The 17,074-nt window shown below is 74.2% G+C and carries 15 protein-coding genes and 1 riboswitch; of the genes, 12 read left to right on the top strand and 3 right to left on the bottom strand.

Going from position 1 to position 17,074, the window contains the following annotated elements:
- The first annotated feature begins 72 nt into the window (after positions 1 to 72).
- A complete protein-coding gene (locus tag BLT76_RS08330; RefSeq protein ID WP_090853678.1) occupies positions 73 to 960 on the top strand; it encodes an SDR family oxidoreductase in 888 nt (295 codons plus the stop codon).
- Here BLT76_RS08330 and BLT76_RS08325 read toward each other — a convergent pair.
- Entirely contained in the window at positions 948 to 1,703 is a 756-nt protein-coding gene (locus tag BLT76_RS08325; RefSeq protein ID WP_211752815.1) for a putative protein N(5)-glutamine methyltransferase, read from the bottom strand. The two genes, BLT76_RS08330 and BLT76_RS08325, sit on opposite strands and share 13 nt — an antisense overlap.
- 47 nt (positions 1,704 to 1,750) lie before the next feature.
- Between BLT76_RS08325 and BLT76_RS08320 the strand changes: the two genes are divergently transcribed.
- From BLT76_RS08320 to BLT76_RS08305, 4 genes are all read left to right on the top strand, one after another.
- Positions 1,751 to 2,938: an oxidoreductase gene (locus BLT76_RS08320; protein WP_090853676.1), complete on the top strand. Its 1,188-nt coding sequence runs from the start codon at positions 1,751 to 1,753 to the stop codon at positions 2,936 to 2,938.
- Between the two features lie 122 nt (positions 2,939 to 3,060).
- Positions 3,061 to 4,161, top strand: coding sequence for an NAD(P)H-dependent amine dehydrogenase family protein (locus BLT76_RS08315; RefSeq protein ID WP_090853673.1), 1,101 nt, complete (start codon positions 3,061 to 3,063; stop codon positions 4,159 to 4,161).
- Positions 4,158 to 4,961 (top strand): SDR family oxidoreductase, encoded by an 804-nt coding sequence (locus BLT76_RS08310; RefSeq protein ID WP_090853671.1) that lies wholly within the window; start codon positions 4,158 to 4,160, stop codon positions 4,959 to 4,961. The genes BLT76_RS08315 and BLT76_RS08310 overlap by 4 nt, the downstream gene beginning before the upstream one ends.
- Positions 4,962 to 4,971: 10 nt before the next feature.
- Positions 4,972 to 6,045 (top strand): MBL fold metallo-hydrolase, encoded by a 1,074-nt coding sequence (locus BLT76_RS08305; RefSeq protein ID WP_211752813.1) that lies wholly within the window; start codon positions 4,972 to 4,974, stop codon positions 6,043 to 6,045.
- Here the strand turns inward: BLT76_RS08305 and BLT76_RS26310 are convergent.
- Together BLT76_RS26310 and BLT76_RS08295 are read right to left on the bottom strand one after the other, a co-directional pair.
- The gene (locus tag BLT76_RS26310) at positions 6,029 to 6,646 is read right to left on the bottom strand and encodes a helix-turn-helix transcriptional regulator (RefSeq protein WP_090853668.1); all 618 of its coding nucleotides are present in this window, start codon (positions 6,644 to 6,646) and stop codon (positions 6,029 to 6,031) included. The genes BLT76_RS08305 and BLT76_RS26310 overlap by 17 nt on opposite strands.
- Before the next feature lie 51 nt (positions 6,647 to 6,697).
- On the bottom strand, positions 6,698 to 7,150 hold the full coding sequence (locus BLT76_RS08295) for a GNAT family N-acetyltransferase (RefSeq protein ID WP_244509318.1): 453 nt from the start codon (positions 7,148 to 7,150) through the stop codon (positions 6,698 to 6,700).
- An 18-nt stretch (positions 7,151 to 7,168) separates the two neighbouring features.
- On the opposite strand from BLT76_RS08295, the gene BLT76_RS08290 reads away from it, so the two are divergent.
- From BLT76_RS08290 to BLT76_RS08260, 7 genes are all read left to right on the top strand, one after another.
- Positions 7,169 to 9,718 (top strand): LuxR C-terminal-related transcriptional regulator, encoded by a 2,550-nt coding sequence (locus tag BLT76_RS08290; protein ID WP_139175447.1) that lies wholly within the window; start codon positions 7,169 to 7,171, stop codon positions 9,716 to 9,718.
- Between the two features lie 50 nt (positions 9,719 to 9,768).
- Positions 9,769 to 9,876: riboswitch (TPP riboswitch) on the top strand.
- On the top strand, positions 9,867 to 10,937 hold the full coding sequence (locus tag BLT76_RS08285; protein WP_090853662.1) for a thiamine ABC transporter substrate-binding protein: 1,071 nt from the start codon (positions 9,867 to 9,869) through the stop codon (positions 10,935 to 10,937). Its footprint overlaps the riboswitch before it by 10 nt.
- 1 nt (position 10,938) lies before the next feature.
- On the top strand, positions 10,939 to 12,579 hold the full coding sequence (locus tag BLT76_RS08280; RefSeq protein ID WP_090853659.1) for an ABC transporter permease: 1,641 nt from the start codon (positions 10,939 to 10,941) through the stop codon (positions 12,577 to 12,579).
- Positions 12,579 to 13,415, top strand: a complete 837-nt coding sequence (gene mmuM / locus BLT76_RS08275) for a homocysteine S-methyltransferase (protein WP_090853656.1) — start codon at positions 12,579 to 12,581, stop codon at positions 13,413 to 13,415. Before BLT76_RS08280 ends, mmuM begins: the two co-directional genes overlap by 1 nt.
- The gene (locus BLT76_RS08270; protein ID WP_090853654.1) at positions 13,408 to 14,418 is read left to right on the top strand and encodes an ABC transporter ATP-binding protein; all 1,011 of its coding nucleotides are present in this window, start codon (positions 13,408 to 13,410) and stop codon (positions 14,416 to 14,418) included. The genes mmuM and BLT76_RS08270 overlap by 8 nt, the downstream gene beginning before the upstream one ends.
- Positions 14,419 to 14,423: 5 nt before the next feature.
- Complete coding sequence (locus BLT76_RS08265; protein ID WP_244509317.1) at positions 14,424 to 15,464, top strand: phosphatase PAP2 family protein; 1,041 nt, start codon at positions 14,424 to 14,426, stop codon at positions 15,462 to 15,464.
- 294 nt (positions 15,465 to 15,758) lie between these two features.
- A complete protein-coding gene (locus BLT76_RS08260) occupies positions 15,759 to 17,072 on the top strand; it encodes a C40 family peptidase (RefSeq protein WP_090853651.1) in 1,314 nt (437 codons plus the stop codon).
- The last annotated feature ends 2 nt before the right edge of the window (positions 17,073 to 17,074 follow it).

Below are 17,074 nucleotides of genomic sequence, written 5' to 3'. Positions count from 1 at the left end.
TGTCAGGTTCTGACATTGATGCGCTACCGTGTCGATGTCAGCACCTGACATCACTCTCCCGGAGGTTCCACCATGCGTGTCTTCGTCACCGGCGGCAGCGGCTTCATCGGCTCCGCCGTCGTCCCCGAGCTCCTCGGCGCCGGCCACCAGGTCGTCGCGCTCGCCCGCTCCGACTCCTCGGCCGGCGCTCTCGTCGCCGCCGGTGCCGAGGTACGGCGCGGCGAGCTCGCCGACCTCGACGCCCTGCGGTCCGGGGCGCAGGAGGCCGACGCCGTCGTCCACCTGGCCTTCATCCACGACGACTTCTCGGACATGACGCCCGCGTTGCAGGCCGACCGGGCGGCGATCGAGGCCTTCGTGGACGCCCTGGCCGGCACCGGCAAGGCGCTGGCCATCGCCAGCGGCACCCTCGGCCTCGGCCCCACCGATCGACCCGCGACCGAGCGGGACGGGCTCTCCGGTCCGCGGCACCCGCGCGCGGAGACCGCCGACCTGGTCCGGGCCGCCGCCGAGCGCGGGGTCCGGGGGTCCGTCGTCCGGCTCTCACCGACCGTGCACGGCGCCGGCGACCACGGCTTCGTGGCCGCGCTGGTCGCGGCCGCCCGCGAGCGGGGCGAGTCGGGCTACCCCGGCGACGGCAGCGGCCGCTGGAACGCCGTGCACCGCAGCGATGCGGCCCGCCTCTTCCGGCTGGCGGTCGAGTCGGCCCCAGCCGGCTCGGTGCTGCACGCCGTCGGCGAGGAGGCGGTCAGTCACCGCACGATCGCCGAGCTGGTCGGCGCGGGTCTCGGTCTGCCCGTCGGCCCGGTCGCGGATCCCGACGAGCTGGGCTGGATCGGCCGGATGTTCGCGATGGACGCCCCGGCCTCGAGCGTGCTCACGCAGGAGCTGCTGGGCTGGGCGCCCACCGGTCCGACCCTGGCCGAGGACCTCGCCCCGGGGAGCCCCTACTTCGGCTGAGCCACCCCGACGACGACCGTCGCGTCGCGGTCGTCGTCGCGGTGGGTGGTCGCGGTCAGTCCGGCCGCGGTCATCAGGGCGCGGGTGGTCGGAGCCTGGGCCAGGCCAGTCTCGATCAGCAGCCGACCACCCGGTGCCAGCCACCGGCCCGCGTCGTCGACGACCCGGCGCTGCACGTCCAGGCCGTCCGGTCCGCCGTCCAGGGCGACCGCCGGCTCGTGCAGGCGGGCCTCGGGCGGCATCAGCGCGATCGCGTCGTGCGGCACGTACGGCGCGTTCACCGCGAGCACGCCGACCCACCCGCGCAGGGCGTCCGGCAGGGCGTCGTACAGGTCGCCCTCGTGGACGCGCTCCGGCGGCAGGTTGCGCCGGGCGCAGGCGACCGCGGCGGGCTCGACGTCGGCGGCGTGCACCTCCAGCCCCGGTACGGCGGCCGCGAGCGCCGCCCCGACCGCCCCGGTCCCGCAGCACAGGTCCACCACCACGTCGCCGGCGCGCAGGCCCACCGCCGCCAGCTCGACGACGTACGACGTCCGCTGCCGGGGCACGAAGACGCCGGGGTCGACGGCGATGCGGAGACCGCAGAACTCCGCCCAACCGACCAGCACCTCCAGCGGCGTCCCGTCGACCCGTGCGGCGACCAGCCGCTCGAGGTCGGCGTCATCGCGCGCGGCGGCGCGCAGCAGTGCGGCCTCCTCCTCGGCGAACACGCAGCCGGCGGCGCGGAGCCGGGACTCGATCACCGGGACATCATCCCGTCTCGCCGCGCGTCCGGAGTTACGGTCCGGCCGTGACGACCCCCGACGTGTTCGGACCGGCCCGGCTCGGCCCGGTCACCCTGCGCAACCGCACGGTCAAGGCCGCGACCTTCGAGGGTCGGGCGCCCGAGGGGCAGGTCACCGACGGACTGATCGACTACCACCTCGCGGTGGCCCGCGGCGGGATCGGCCTGACGACCGTGGCCTACCTCGCCGTCGCGCCCGAGGGTCGCACCCACCGCGAGCAGATCGTCGTGGGGGAGCACTCGCTGGCCGGCCTGGCCCGGCTCACCGAGGCGATCCACGAGACGGGCGCCGCCATCGCCGGCCAGGTCGGCCACGCCGGCCCGGTCGCCAACGGCCGCTCCAACGGGGTCCGGGCGATCGCCGCCAGCCCGATGCCGAGCCCGCTGTCGATGCAGATGGTGAAGTCGGCCACCGAGGCCGACCTGACCCGGGTCACGAAGGCGTACGTCGCCACCGCGCGGCTGCTGGTCCGCGCCGGCTTCGACGTCCTCGAGCTGCACATGGCCCACAGCTACCTGATCTCGTCCTTCCTCGCCCCGGGCCTCAATCGCCGCAAGGACTCCTGGAACGGCTCGCTGGAGAACCGCGCCCGGCTGGCCCGCCAGGTGGCGCGCGCCGTACGCGACGAGGTCGGCGACGAGGTCGCGGTGACCGCCAAGATCAGCGTCAGCGACGGCTTCAAGGGCGGCGTGACCACGAAGGACGGCATCGCCTTCGCGCAGCTGCTCGACGAGGACGGCACCCTCGACGCCCTCCAGCTGAGCGGCGGCAGCTCGCTGATGAACCCGATGTACCTCTTCCGCGGCGACGCCCCGGTCAAGGAGTTCGCGGCCTCGATGCCGCTGCCCGTGCGCCTCGGCATGCGGACCCCGATCGGCAAGAACTTCATCAAGACCTACGACTTCCACGAGGCCTACTTCCGCGAGAAGGCCCTGCAGTTCCGCTCGGCGGTGTCGACGCCGCTGATGCTCCTCGGCGGCATCAACCGCCGCGACACCATGGAGCAGGCCATGGCCGACGGCTTCGAGTTCGTCGCCATGGGCCGCGCGGTCCTCCGCGAGCCCGACCTGGTCAACCGGCTGCGGTCCGAGCAGGCCGTCTCCGGCGTCTGCATCCACTGCAACCGCTGCATGCCCACCATCTACAGCGGCACCCGCTGCCCGGTGATCGCCCCGGACCCGGTCCGGCTGTAACGCGATGTTCGCCGCACTAGGTACGCGCTGCAGCGCGTATCTAGTGCGGCGAACATCGCGTTACAGCACGGCCGCCGGGACGCCCCTACCGCAAATCTAGAACGTGTTCTACATTGCGAGACATGTCACAGGTCATCCCCGAGAAGCCCCTGCGGGTCGTCGTCTGGTCGACCGGGACCATCGGCCGGCACGCGATCGCCGGCATCGACGCCCACCCCGACCTCGAGCTGGTCGGAGTCTGGGTGAGCAACCCCGACAAGCACGGGAAGGACGCGGGCATCCTGGCCGACCTCGGCCGCGAGCTCGGGGTCACCGCCACGACGGACCGCGACGAGCTGATCGCGCTGCGGCCGGACGCGATCGTGCACACCGCGATGGCCGACGACCGGGTCTTCGAGTGCATCGAGGACCTCATCGGGTTCGTCGAGGCCGGCATCAACGTGACCTCCAGCGGCCCGGTGCTGCTGCAGTGGCCCGAGCAGATCCTGCCGCCGGAGTTCATCGCCCGCATCGAGGACGCCTGCGCGCGCGGCAACGCCAGCATGCACATCAACGGCATCGACCCGGGCTTCGCCAACGACATCCTGCCGATCGTCATGACGTCCCTGAGTCAGCGCATCGACGAGGTGCGGGTGATGGAGATCTGCGACTACTCGACCTACTACCAGCCCGTCGTCATGGGCGACCTGTTCGGCTTCGGCCGGCCGATGGACCAGGTGGGCGCGATCTTCGCCCCGGGCATCCTCGGCATGGCGTGGGGGAGCGTCGTACGACAGATCGCGGCGGCGCTCGACATCACCCTCGACGAGCCGCTCACCGAGGAGGTCGACCGCCGCGAGGCCGAGTGGGACACCGACAGCGTCAGCGGCGACGTGAAGAAGGGGACGATGGGGGCGGTCCGCTTCCAGGTGATCGGCAAGGTCGACGGCGTCCCGCGGGTCGTCCTCGAGCACATCACCCGCACCGACCCCGACCAGGTCCCCGAGTGGGAGAAGCCCCCGGCCGGCGGCGACGGCGGCTACCGGGTCCGGATCACCGGCGAGCCGATGATGCAGGTCGACTTCACCCACCACGGCGAGCACGGCGACCACAACGTCAGCGGCATGATCACCACCGCCCAGCGGATCATCAACGCGCTCCCGTCGGTCGTCGCGGCGAAGCCCGGCATCGTCCGGGCCATCGACCTCCCGCTGGTCGCCGGCCGCGGGCTGGTGGCCCGATGACGATCCTCGACCGCTTCTCGGTCACCGACCAGGTCGCGATCGTCACCGGCGCGGGCCGCGGCCTCGGCGCCGCCACCGCGATCGCGCTGGCCGAGGCCGGCGCCGACGTCCTCATCTCCGCGCGCACCGAGCGGCAGCTCGACCGGGTGGCCGAGCAGGTCCGCGCGACCGGCCGCCGCTGCCTCGTCGTCCCGGCCGACCTCAGCGACCTCGACGCCGTCGCCGGCCTCGCGCAGGCGGCGTACGACGAGTTCGGCCGCCTCGACACGGTCGTCAACAACGTCGGCGGCACCTTCCCGCAGGAGTTCCTGAAGACCAGCAACGACTTCCTCAACGAGGCGTTCAGCTTCAACGTGACCACCGCGCACGCGCTGAGCGTCGCCGCCGTCCCGCTGATGCTGAAGGACGACGAGGGCCAGAAGTCGATCGTCACGATCTCCTCGATGATGGGCCGTACGGCGGACCGCGGCTTCGTCGCCTACGGCACCGCCAAGGCCGCCCTCGCGCACTGGACCAAGATGGCCGCGCAGGACCTCGCGCCGCGGATCCGGGTCAACGGCATCTACGTCGGCTCGATCCTCACCAGCGCGCTGGAGTTCGTCGCGGGTCAGCCCGAGCTGATGGGCCAGCTGGAGACCAAGACCCCGCTCGGGCGGGTGGGCGAGCCCGAGGACATCGCCGCCGGCGTGCTCTACCTCGCGTCGAAGGCCGGCCAGTACGTCACCGGCAAGCTGCTGGAGGTCGACGGCGGCATCCAGCAGCCCACCCTCGACCTCGGGTTCCCGGACGTCGGACCGTAAGGTCCGAAGCGTGGCCACAGGTAAAGACCCCGGGACGTCGACCGCCCACGCGATCTCGCCGGACTCCGGCACGCACTGGTCGGCGGAGGGGGCCTGGCGGGTCGCCGAGGGCATCCACCGGATCCCGCTGCCGCTGCCCATGGACGGGCTGAAGGCGATCAACGTCTACGTCATCGAGACCCCGGACGGGCTCACCCTCGTCGACGGCGGCTGGGCGATCACCGAGGCCCGCGAGCTGCTCGACCGGTGCCTGAAGGAGGTCGGCTACGGCTTCGGCGACATCCGCCGGTTCCTGGTCACCCACGTGCACCGCGACCACTTCACGCTGGCCACCGTCCTGGGCCGCGAGTACGGCGCGGACGTGGCGCTCGGGGTGGGCGAGAAGCCGGCGCTGGAGCTGCTCAACGACGAGGCGCTGGACCACAACCCGTTCGTCGACGTCCTGGTCACGGCAGGGGCGCGCGAGGTGGCCGACCAGTGGGTCGCCATGCAGGGCGACGACCAGCCGGACACCAGCATCTGGGCCTTCCCGACCACCTGGCTCGAGGGCGACCACCGGATCGAGGTCGGGGCCCGCACCATCGACGCCGTGCACACGCCGGGCCACACGCCCGGCCACTACGTGTACGCCGACCAGCAGGACGGGCTCCTGTTCGCCGGCGACCACGTGCTGCCCACGATCACCCCGTCGATCGGGTTCACCGTGCCGCCGCCGGAGACCCTGCCCCTCGGCGACTTCATGGCCTCGCTGACCAAGGTCCGGGCGCTGCCCGACCTGCGGATCCTGCCGGCCCACGGCCCGGTGGCGCCGTCCTCGCACGCGCGGGTCGACCAGCTGCTGGCCTTCCACGAGCACCGGCTCGACCTCAGCCTGGCCTCGCTGGCCGGCGGCCCGCGCACCGCCCACGTCGTGGCCCAGGAGCTGCCCTGGACCCGCCACGACCGGACCTACCCGGAGCTCGACCTGTTCAGCCAGGGGATGGCCTCGATGGAGACCAAGGCCCACCTCGAGCTGCTGGTCGCGCAGGGACGGGCGACGCGGGCCGAGGGCGACGACGGCGTGGTCTTCACCGCGGCGGGTTGACCGGGTCCGGGTCGGCGAGCTGGGCCTGGTTCGCCAGGGCCCACACCGCCGCCTGGCTGCGCCGGGTGACGCCGATCTTGCGGTAGGCGGTGCGGACGTAGGTCTTCACGCTGCTCACGCCCACGAAGAGCTCGACGGCGATCTCCTCGTTGGTGCGTCCGGCCGCGACCAGGGCGAGCACCTGTCGCTCGCGGCGGGAGAGGGTCAGCAGGAGGTCGGCGGCCTGGTCGAGGGCGGTCGTCACCGGGGCGTGCTGGGCGGTGACGTCGACCATGAACCCGCGCATCACCAGGCGGTCCTGGGGCGTGCGCTCCGTGACGCCGCCGGAGACCACCACGCGCACGAGGCCGCTGGCGTCCACGATCTGGTGGTGGTTGCTGTAGCGGAGGCCCGGGACGGTCGCACGCGCCAGGACCCGCTCGGCCCGGGCCCGGCCCGCGGCGAGCTTGTGCCGCAGGCACAGGTCGAACGACGGGGTCACCTCGCCGGGTCGGTAGCCGTGCAGGCGGAACGCCTCGTCGGTCCAGGACCACTCGTCGGCGTGGACGTCCCAGGTGTAGCTGCCGAAGGCGCCTGCCCCGAGGTCGTCATGTGCGGTCACCGGGTGATTCTCGGGCCTGGGCTCGTCAGATGTCGGCGAATGGTCGGCATCTCACCCCGAAGGGCTTCGCCGCACCATCGGCAGGTGCGGGATCCCGTCCTCCAGGACCTCGGGACCGTCGACGGCGTACCCGAAGCCGCCGTACCAGCCGGCCAGCGGCGCCTGGGCGTCCAGCACCGAGGTCCGCTCTCCGACGACCTCCAGGGCCACCGTCATCAGCTGGTCGGCCAGGCCCTGGCCGCGGGCGGAGCGGGCCAGGACCACCCGGCCGACCCGGGCCACCGGGCCGTCGTCCAGGACCCGCAGGTAGCCCGCGACGGCGCCGTCGCGCAGCCCCACCACGTGCCGCGTCGCGAGCTCGGTGTCGCGCCCGTCGAGGTCGGGATAGGCGCACTCCTGCTCGACGACGAACACCTCCTGCCGCAACCGCCAGACGTCGTACGCCGTCCGCACGTCGAGGTCGTCGAAGGCCAGCACCCGGATCTCCACGAGCAGGAGTCTCACAGAGGGATGATGGGACCGATGCCGACGACCGCCCCCCTGCCGCGCGTGAACCCCGACTTCCTCACCCGACCGCGCCTGCTCGCGGCGCTGGACCGGTGGGCGCCGGTGACCGTGCTGCTCGCGCCGTCGGGTGCCGGCAAGGCGGTGCTCGCCGTCCAGTGGGCCGCCCGCGCCCGCGATCAGGGCCACGACGTGCTCTGGCTCGACGGCGAGGTGGACGAGCCGTCCGACGTGGTCGCGGCCCTGGCCCGCCACGCCGGCCTCGAGCCGCTCGCGGACGACGCGGCGACGCTGCGCCGGCTGCGCCGGGCCCTGCAGGGCCTGGATCGCCGCGTCGCGCTGGTGCTCAACAACGCCGAGCCGGTGCTGGCCGCCATCGGCGACGCGCTCGTCGACGTGGTGCGCGACTGTCGCGAGGTGCACCTGGTGGCCTGCCTGCGGCGCCGGCTCGACCCGGTGTCCAAGGCGCTGCTCGAGGCCGAGACCCGGGTGCTCGCGCTCGCCGACATGCAGATGACCCGCGAGGAGGTGCGCGAGCTCGCCGCCCTCCACGGCCTCGCCCTCAGCGAGCCCGAGGCGGAGGCCATCCGCGAGTCGGTCGGCGGCTGGCCCGCCCTGGTCCGCACCGGCCTGGAGTCGCTGCCCGACCGCTCCGGAACCCCGGTCACCGCCTGGTCGGGCCGACACGTCGCCTGGTTCCTGCGGGCCAACCTGATCCCCGTGCTGCCGCCCTCGGCCCGGGCGGCGGCCTGCCGCGCGGCGCTGGTCGAGCGGCCGACGTACCGCGCGGTGCTGGCGGCCACCGGTCCGCTCGACGACACGGCCCGGGTCACCCTCGAGGCGATCGGGATCCTCGACCCGATGGTCAGCGACGGCGAGCCGCTGGTGCGGCTGCCCCCGCTGATGCGCGACGCCTTCCGCGAGCAGTACGACGCGGCCGCGCTCGGCCCCGCGTCGGCCGTCCACGAGGCGGTGGCGTCGTACTGGCGCGAGGAGGGCGAGCCGCTGCACGCGCTGCAGCAGGCCGTGGCCGGGCAGTCCTGGCCGACGGCGGTGCGGATCGCCGAGGAGCACTGGTGGCCGATGCTCGCCGAGGACCCCGCCGCCTTCGTGGTGGCGCTGGCGCAGCTGCCGCTCGCGGAGCTGGCCGGACACCCGCTCGTCGAGGTCGGGCGCCAGCTCGTCCTGGCGGACGGGACGGTGCCGGAGTCGGAGGCGACCCGCACGCTGGTCGCCGACCTCCTCGCCTGGCCCGACGACGAGCTCGTGGAGCGTGCTCGGGGCTCGCGGTCCGGGCAGGTCCTGGAGCTGCTCACCCTCCTGGCCGCCGGGGCCCGCCGGCAGGGCCGGCTCGACGACGCGCGGAGGCTGGCCGACCGGATCGAGCTCGTCCTGGACCCCGGGCGCTCCCCGGAGCTCGGCTCCGCCTCCGCCGTCGTACGACGGGCCGCGCTGCAGGCCGGGACCACCCGTCTCCTGGCCGGCGAGACCGCCGCGGCGGCGGCGGTGCTGCAGCGGGCGGTCTTCGCCGACGAGGCGCCCGGCGATCCGTTCGCCGGTGAGGCTTCCGGCAAGCTGGCGCTCTGCGCGGCTCTGCACGGCGACCGCAGCGCGGCCACCGGCTGGCTGGAGCGCTGGACCGGATCCCGGCGGCCCACCCCGCGGCACGGCCAGTTCCTCGACTACGGCGCCCACGTCGCCCGGGCCGCGGAGGCGGTCCGGCGCCTCGACGCCGCGACCGCCCGGGCCGAGCTCGCCGCGCTGCGCGAGGAGGTGTCGGCCCGCGACGAGCTCTGGCCGTTCGCACTCCTGGTGGAGACCGAGCACGCCCTGGCCTGGGGTGGCCGGTCGACGCTGCGCGCCGAGCTGGCCACGGCCCGGGCCCAGCCGGGTCCGCGCTCGACGATGCCGTGGCTGCAGGGCCTCCTCGGCGCGTGCGAGGCCGAGCTCTGCACCTCCCTCGGCCGGACGACGGCGGCCGCCAAGCTGCTCGGCGAGCTCGACCCGTCCTCCGTGTTCGTCGCGCTGGCCCGGGCGCGGCTGGCCCGGGTCAGCGGCCACCACGAGGAGGCGCTGGACCTGCTGGCGCCGGTGCTGGCCACCGACCACCCGTTCGCGCCGCTCCGCGTCGACGCCCTGCTGCTGGCGGCGTGGTGCCGCAGCGACGACGCCGCCGACCCCGACGCGGCGGTCGTCGCGGGGCTGGAGAGCGCCGTGCTCGCGGCCCGTCGCGAGCGGCTGGTGCTGCCGTTCTCCCGGCTGCCCGCCGGCTTCCTTGACCGCTACGCCGACCGCGTCCCCGTCCTGGCCGAGGTCGGGTCCATGCTCGCCGAGGCGGCCGTCCGCTCGCCGTACGACGTGGTCGCGGAGCTGCCCGCGCTCACGCCCCGCGAGGCCGCCGTCCTGGCCTGCCTGGTGCGCGGGCTGTCGCGCGAGCAGACCGCCCGCGAGCTGTTCGTCTCGGTCAACACGGTGAAGACCCAGACCACCTCGATCTACCGCAAGCTCGGGGCCCGCGACCGCGCCGAGGCGGTACGCCGGGCCTACCAGGTCGGCCTGGTCGACTGACCGCCCCTCGGTCCCGTTGCCGGCCGGCGGTCGGGCTGCTCTACGCTGGCGGCTCACGACAGGGGAGCACGCGCGAGCGTGCTGAGAGTGCGGAAGAGCCGCAGACCCTCGAACCTGCTCCGGTTAGCACCGGCGAAGGGAGTCCGGAATGAAGTGCACCCGTGCGCGCGCCCAGGCGCTCGCAGTCACCACCCTCGGCAGCCTGCTGCTCGCGTCCTGCTCGCTGGGCGGGGGTGACGACGAGGCGAGCGGCGGGGACGGCACGACGCCCACCGAGGTCGTGCTGGTCACGCACGAGTCCTTCGCGCTGCCCGAGGAGCTGACGAAGGCGTTCGAGGCCGACACCGGCCTGACCCTCACCGTGCGCGCCGCCGGCGACGCCGGCACCCTCACCAACAAGCTGGTCCTGACCAAGGACAGCCCGACCGGCGACGTCGCCTTCGGCGTCGACAACACCTTCGCCTCGCGGGCCGTCGACGAGGGGGTGTTCGCGCCGTACGCCCCGACCCTTCCCGAGGGGGCCGAGGCCTTCGCGCTGCCCGGCGACGACGGCGTCCTCGCGCCGGTCGACTCCGGCAACGTGTGCGTCAACGTCGACGACACCTGGTTCGCCGAGCAGGGTGTCCCCGCCCCGACCACGCTCGACGACCTGACGAAGCCGGCGTACCAGGACCTCTTCGTGATCCCCGGCGCCACCACCAGCTCGCCCGGCATGGCCTTCCTGCTCGCGACGATCGCCGCGAAGGGCGACGCCTGGCCGGACTACTGGTCGGACCTGATGGCCAACGGCGCGAAGCTGACCGACGGCTGGTCGGACGCCTACCAGGTCGACTTCACCCAGGGCGGCGGCGAGGGCGACCGGCCGATCGTCGTCTCCTACGACTCGTCGCCGGCGTTCACCGTCGACGGCGAGGGCGGTACGACGACCAGCGCGCTGCTCGACACCTGCTTCCAGCAGGTCGAGTACGCCGGCGTGCTGGCCGGCGCCGAGAACCCCGACGGCGCCGAGCAGGTCGTCGACTGGCTGCTCAGCGACGAGGTCCAGGCCGCCCTGCCCGACAGCATGTACGTCTTCCCGGTCTCCGCCGCCGCCGAGCTGCCCGCCGACTGGGCCACCTTCGCGAAGCGCCCGACCGCGCCGCTGGAGGTCGAGCCGGCCGAGATCGACGCCAACCGCGACGACTGGCTGCGCGAGTGGAGCGACGTCACCAGCCGCTGACATGACCCTCAGACGCGCCGCGGGACTGCTGGCGCTGGCCCTCGGGCCGGTGCTGGTGCTCGGCGTGTTCTTCGTGCTGCCGGTCGGCGGGATGCTCGCCCGCGGCCTGTGGCCCGACGGCGCCTTCGACCCGGGGGCCGTGGCCGAGGTGCTCACCCGCCCCCGGGTACGACGGGTGCTGGGCAACACGGCCTGGTTCGCCGCGTCCGCGACCGTGCTGTCGCTGGCGCTCGGGCTGCCGGCGGCGTACGCGCTGCACCGGCTGGCGTTCCCGCTGCGGCGGGTGCTGCGGGCGGTGCTGCTGGTGCCGTTCGTGCTGCCGACCGTGGTCGTGGGGGTGGCGTTCAAGCAGCTGCTGGGGGAGTCGGGGCCGCTCGGCTCCCTCGGCCTGGACGGCACGCCGGTGGCCGTGATCCTGGGCCTGGCCTTCTTCAACGTCTCGGTGGTGATCCGGGTCGTCGGGTCGGCGTGGGAGTCGCTGGACCAGCGGCCGGCGGAGGCGGCGGCCGCGCTCGGCGCGAGCCCGGTGCAGGTCTTCCGGACGGTCACCATCCCGGCGCTGCGGCCGGCGATCGTCTCGGCGGCGAGCGTGGTGTTCCTGTTCTGCGCCGCCGGCTTCGGGGTGGTGCTGACCCTGGGCGGGCTGCGCTACGCGACGGTGGAGACCGAGATCTACCTGCTCACCACCAACCTGCTCGACCTGCAGGCGGCGGCCGCGCTGTCGATCCTGCAGCTGGTGGTGGTCAGCGTGCTGCTGGCGGTCGCGGGCCGGCTCCGGGCGGTCGCCGACCCGGGGGTGTCCCGGGTGGTGGCGCGGCCGCGCCGGCCGCGGCTGGTCGACGTACCCGTGCTGGGGGCGACCGTCCTCCTCCTGCTCTTCGTCGGGGTCCCGGTGCTCACCCTCGTCGCCGGCTCGCTGCAGGTCGAAGGCGAGTGGAGCCTCGGCAACTACCGCGCCTTGGGCGGCACCGGCGACCAGCAGGCGCTGCTCGTCCCGGTGACGGAGGCGCTGGCCTTCTCCCTCCGTACGGCGGTCGACGCGACCTGGATGTCGCTGCTGCTGGGCCTGCTGGTCGGCGTCGTGGTCACCCGCCGGTCGCGCTCGCGGGGCGAGCGGCGGGTGCGCGCGGCCCTCGACGGCTTCTTCATGCTGCCGCTGGGGGTCTCCGCGGTGACCGTCGGCTTCGGCTTCCTGATCACCCTGGACCGGCCGCCGCTCGACCTGCGCGACTCGGCCCTGCTGGTGCCGGTGGCCCAGGCGCTGGTGGCGCTCCCGCTGGTGGTCCGCACCCTGGTGCCGGTCCTGCAGGGCATCGACGACCGGCAGCGCCAGGCCGCCGCCTCGCTCGGCGCCGGACCGCTGCGCACGGCGCTCACCGTCGACCTGCCGGTGATCTGGAAGCCGCTGCTCGCGGCCGCCGGCTTCGCCTTCGCCGTCTCGCTGGGGGAGTTCGGTGCGACGTCGTTCCTCGCCCGCGACGACCGGCCGACCGTCCCGATCGTGATCTTCCGGCTGATCGGCCACCCGGGTGCGATGAACTACGGCATGGCCCTCGCCGCCTCCGTCGTCCTCGCCGCCACCACCGCGCTCGTGATGCTGCTCGTCGAGCGGCTCCGGGTGCCCTCCGTAGGAGCCTTCTGATGAGCACCACCACCATCCTCGACGGCGGCCTCTCCAACGCGTTGGAGGACCGCGGCCACGACCTCTCCTCCGACCTGTGGACCGCCCGCGTGCTGGTCGACGCTCCCGGCGAGATCGCCGCGGTGCACCGCGCCTACTACGACGCGGGCGCGACCGTGGCCACCACCGCGAGCTACCAGGCGCCGGACGACCTGCTCGGCCGCAGCGTCCGGCTCGCCCGGGCGGTGCGCGACGAGCGCGACGAGGAGGGCCTGCTGGTCGCCGCCTCCGTCGGCCCGTACGGCGCCTCGCTCGCCGACGGCTCCGAGTACCGCGGCCGCTACGGCGTCCCCACCGCCACCCTCCGCGACTTCCACGCGCGCCGGGTCGCGGCCCTCGTCGAGGCGGAGCCCGACCTGCTGGCCGTCGAGACCGTCCCGGACGCCGAGGAGGCCGAGGTGCTGATGCCGCTGCTGGAGGACGCGGGCCTGCCCGCCTGGTTCTCCTACAGCGTCGACGGCGACCGCACCCGCGCCGGCCAGCCGCTCGCCGAGGCGTACGGCGTGCTCGCCGGCAGCCGGGTCCTGGTCGCCGCCGGCGTCAACTGCGCCCGCCCGGCCGACGTGCTGGGGGCGGTCGAGGCAGCGGTCGCCGCCACCGGGTTGCCCGCGGTCGCGTACCCCAACCGCGGCGAGGACTGGGACCCGGTCGCGCGCGCCTGGGTCGGCGCCGGCGGGGTGCCGCTCGAGCTGGCGCGGGCCTGGGTCGCCGCGGGGGCGTCGTACGTCGGAGGGTGCTGCCGGGTCGGCCCGGCCGACATCCGCGCCCTCGCCGACGGGCTGGCCGCCGGTGCTTGAGCTCACCGGCGTCTCGGTCGCCTACGACGGCGTGCCCGCCGTCCGCAACGTCTCCCTCGCCCTGCCCGACGGCGGGGTGCTCGCCGTCCTCGGGCCGTCCGGGAGCGGCAAGTCCACGCTGCTGCGCGCCGTCGCCGGCCTGGAGCCCGCGAGCGCCGGGCGGATCGCCTGGGACGGCCAGGACCTGGCCCGGGTGCCGACGCACAAGCGCGGGTTCGCGCTGATGTTCCAGGACGGTCAGCTCTTCCCGCACCTCACCGTCGGCCGCAACGTCGGCTACGCGCTGCGGCTGCGGCGCGTCCGGGGCAGCGCCGCCCGGGTCGCCGAGCTCCTGGAGCTGGTCGGCCTCACCGGGTACGCCGACCGCCTGCCCGCGACCCTCTCCGGCGGCGAGCGGCAGCGGGTCGCCCTGGCCCGGGCCCTGGCCGTCGAGCCGCGGCTGCTGCTGCTCGACGAGCCGCTGTCCGCCCTCGACGCCGGCCTGCGCGAGCGGCTCGCCGGCGATCTGCGCCAGATCCTGCGCGCCGCCGGCACCACCGCGCTGATGGTCACCCACGACCACGAGGAGGCCTTCACCGTCGCCGACCGGCTCGCGGTGATGCGCGACGGCGCGCTGGTGCAGGAGGGCGAGATCGCCGCGGTCTGGCGCGCGCCGGCCGACCCCGCGACCGCGCTCTTCCTCGGCTACGCCCGGGTGCTGACCGGCCCGGCGGCCACCGCCGCGCTGGCCGCCGCAGGTCGACCGACGGCCCCCGCGGTCGCCGTACGGCGCTCCGCGCTGAGCGTGGCGGCGACCGGTCCGCTCACCGGCACCGTGCGCTCCGCGCGGGCCACGCCGGAGCAGGTGCGCCTCGTGGTGGACGTCGCCGGGGTCGGCGAGGTGGACGCCGTCGCCGACCTCGACCACCACCCGGCGGTGGGGGAGAGCGTCCGCCTGGACGTGGATGTGTCCCGCCTCGCAGTCCTGCGAACGGGCGTCGGTGGGGAACAGTCCTTACACTGACCTCCGTGTATCGCCGCGCCTACGTCCTCATGATCGGCATCGCGGCGGCCATGGGCCTCTGGGCGATCATCACCGCCGTCATCCTCGACAAGCCGCTCGGCGATCCCGAGGGCAGCTTCCTCGGCCCGTCGTACATCCGGCTCCCGCTGCTGCTGACCGGTGCGCTGCTCCTCGACCTGCTGCCGCGGATCGTGTGGAAGGCCAAGCTGAAGCCGAAGGCGATCCCCGGGGTCGTCCGCGACCGGCTGCGGACCCACTGGAACCGCGAGCGGATCACCCTGGTCGCGCTCGGCATCATCTGCTTCTACATCACCTACGTCAGCTACCGGAACCTCAAGTCGTTCCTGCCCGACGTGCACAGCGCGATGTACGACCGCGAGCTGCACCTGCTCGACAAGGTGCTCTTCTTCGGCAACGAGCCGGGCGTCGTGCTGCAGACCGTGCTCGGCACCACCATCACCGCGCACGTGCTGTCCTACATCTACCTGTGGTTCCTGCCGATGGTGCCGCTCGGCGTCACCGCCTGGCTGGTCTGGTCGCGCAACCTCTCCTTCGGATACTGGTTCGTGACCGCCCAGTGCATCGCCTGGTCGCTCGGGACCCTGTCCTACTACGCCCTGCCGACCATCGGTCCCGGGCTCGAGTACAACTGGCTCTACGAGCCGCTCGCCAACACTCCGACGTCCGCGTTGATGGACAGCCTGGTCAACGACCGGCAGCCGGTCCTGGTCGGCCTCGACGGCATGCAGACGGTCGCGGGCTTCGCCAGCCTGCACACCGCGATCACCCTGCTGCTCGCGCTGATGGTGCAGTTCACGATCCGCAACCGGGTCGCCCGCTGGGTGTGCTGGGTCAACTTCGCGCTGACCATCGCCGCGACCCTCTACTTCGGCTGGCACTACGTCGCCGACGACCTCGCCGGCATCCTCATCGCCCTGGTCTCGTTCTACCTGGCCGGTCTGGCCACGGGGCAGAAGTTCGATCGCGGCGGCCTGGCCTCGCACCCGACGACGACCACCTCGGCCGTCCCCGTCGGCCGCGACTGACCGACCGCCTGCTGCGCGGACCCGTCGTACGACGACGGCCACCGACACCGCCCCGGGGACGATTCCGGGTGGGGCCGGTGGCCGTCGACCCCTGCCATCGGCCGGGATGGCGTCGTTCTGAAGAGAACTACACCGTTGTAGTTTTCAAGGCGACACGCCGCGAAATCTGAGAAAGTTGGGGAAATTGTGGCGGATGTGACGAAAGTTCACTAGCGTGACGGTCCTGGCCCCGGGTGGCGACATCGACTCCCGGGGCCTTTCCACGACCTGACCGCAGCCAGAGAGGGGCCCGCCGTGCGCCGCATCGGGACCGTCGCCGGGCTCACGCTCGCCATCGCCCTGCTCACCGGAGCGGCCGGCCTCGGCATCGCCGCCGCCGACGAGACGACCGACGTGCCGACCCAGGCCGAGGTCGAGCAGGCCGAGGGCGCTGCCCGCACCGCCGCCGGCTCGGTCGCCGAGGTCCAGGCCCGGCTCGCGGTCGCCAGCTCGCGACTGGAGGCCGCCGCGGTCACCGCCGCCCGGGCCGCCGAGGCCTACAACGGGGCCCGCTGGCGGGCCGACCAGGCGCGCAAGGCGGCCGACGCCGCCCAGGTCCGCTCCACGGAGGCGGCCGCCGCGCAGGAGGAGCTCCGCGACGTCTACGCCGACCTCGTCGTCTCCGGCTACCAGCAGACCCCGCAGCTCGCCGCCCTGGCCGCGCTCACCGACGCCGACGGCATCGGCTCCGCGCTCGAGACCGCCAGCACCCTCCGCGCCGGCCAGACCGCCCTCGACGAGCGGTACGACGAGCTGCGCGCCGGCACCGTCCTGGCCGACATCGCCGCCGACAAGGCCGAGGATGCCCGCACCGAGGCCGATCGGGCCGAGCGGGACGCCCGCGCGGCCCGGGACGCGGCCACGTCGGCCGCGGCGCGCGCCGACGCCGAGGCGGCCGCGGTCGCCGCCGAGAAGACCCGTCTGGTCGCCGACCTGGCCCGCCTCCAGCACGTCAGCGTCTCGCTCGCCACGCGCCGCCAGGCCGGCCTCGAGGAGCAGGCCCGGCAGGCCGCGGCGGCCGCCGCCGAGCGCCAGGCCCGTCAGCAGGCCCGTCAGCAGGCCCGTCGAGCGGCGGCCCAGGCTGCGGCGAACCAGGCCGCCGAGGCCGCGGCGGCGCAGGAGGCCGACGACACCGAGGACTCCGACGACACCGAGCCTGCGGAGGCGCCGCCCGTCGAGGAGCCCGCGGACGCACCCGCCCCGAGCGCCGGCGTACCGGCCGTCCTGGCCTTCGCCCGGGCCCAGCTCGGCGAGCCCTACCGCTGGGCCGCGTCCGGCCCGGACGCCTGGGACTGCTCCGGCCTGACCGCCGGCGCCTGGGCCGCGGCCGGCAAGAGCCTGCCCCACTACTCCGTCGCGCAGTACGAGCAGTCGACCCCGATCAGCTCCTCCGACCTGCGCCCCGGCGACCTGGTCTTCTGGGGCGACTCCAGCAGCCCGTCGTCGATCTACCACGTCGCGCTCTACGCGGGCGACGGCAAGATCATCCACGCCCCGCGCACCGGCAAGCCGGTCACGGAGGAGTCGATGTACTACTGGATCCCGCCGAACTTCTTCGCCCGTCCCTGAGG

Source organism: Nocardioides lianchengensis (assembly GCF_900101465.1).
Lineage (GTDB): Bacteria > Actinomycetota > Actinomycetes > Propionibacteriales > Nocardioidaceae > Nocardioides > Nocardioides lianchengensis.
The sequence above is the reverse complement of the archived record's forward strand: the minus strand, read 5'-3'. Positions and strand labels throughout refer to the sequence as shown.

Bases quoted from the DNA above. Each gene is read 5' to 3' on its own strand.
- BLT76_RS08330 (WP_090853678.1), top strand. From the start codon at position 73: ATGCGTGTCTTCGTCACCGGCGGCAGCGGCTTCATCGGCTCCGCCGTC.
- BLT76_RS08315 (WP_090853673.1), top strand. From the start codon at position 3,061: ATGTCACAGGTCATCCCCGAGAAGCCCCTGCGGGTCGTCGTCTGGTCG.
- BLT76_RS08310 (WP_090853671.1), top strand. From the start codon at position 4,158: ATGACGATCCTCGACCGCTTCTCGGTCACCGACCAGGTCGCGATCGTC.
- BLT76_RS08290 (WP_139175447.1), top strand. From the start codon at position 7,169: ATGCCGACGACCGCCCCCCTGCCGCGCGTGAACCCCGACTTCCTCACC.
- BLT76_RS08285 (WP_090853662.1), top strand. From the start codon at position 9,867: ATGAAGTGCACCCGTGCGCGCGCCCAGGCGCTCGCAGTCACCACCCTC.
- BLT76_RS08280 (WP_090853659.1), top strand. From the start codon at position 10,939: ATGACCCTCAGACGCGCCGCGGGACTGCTGGCGCTGGCCCTCGGGCCG.
- mmuM (WP_090853656.1), top strand. From the start codon at position 12,579: ATGAGCACCACCACCATCCTCGACGGCGGCCTCTCCAACGCGTTGGAG.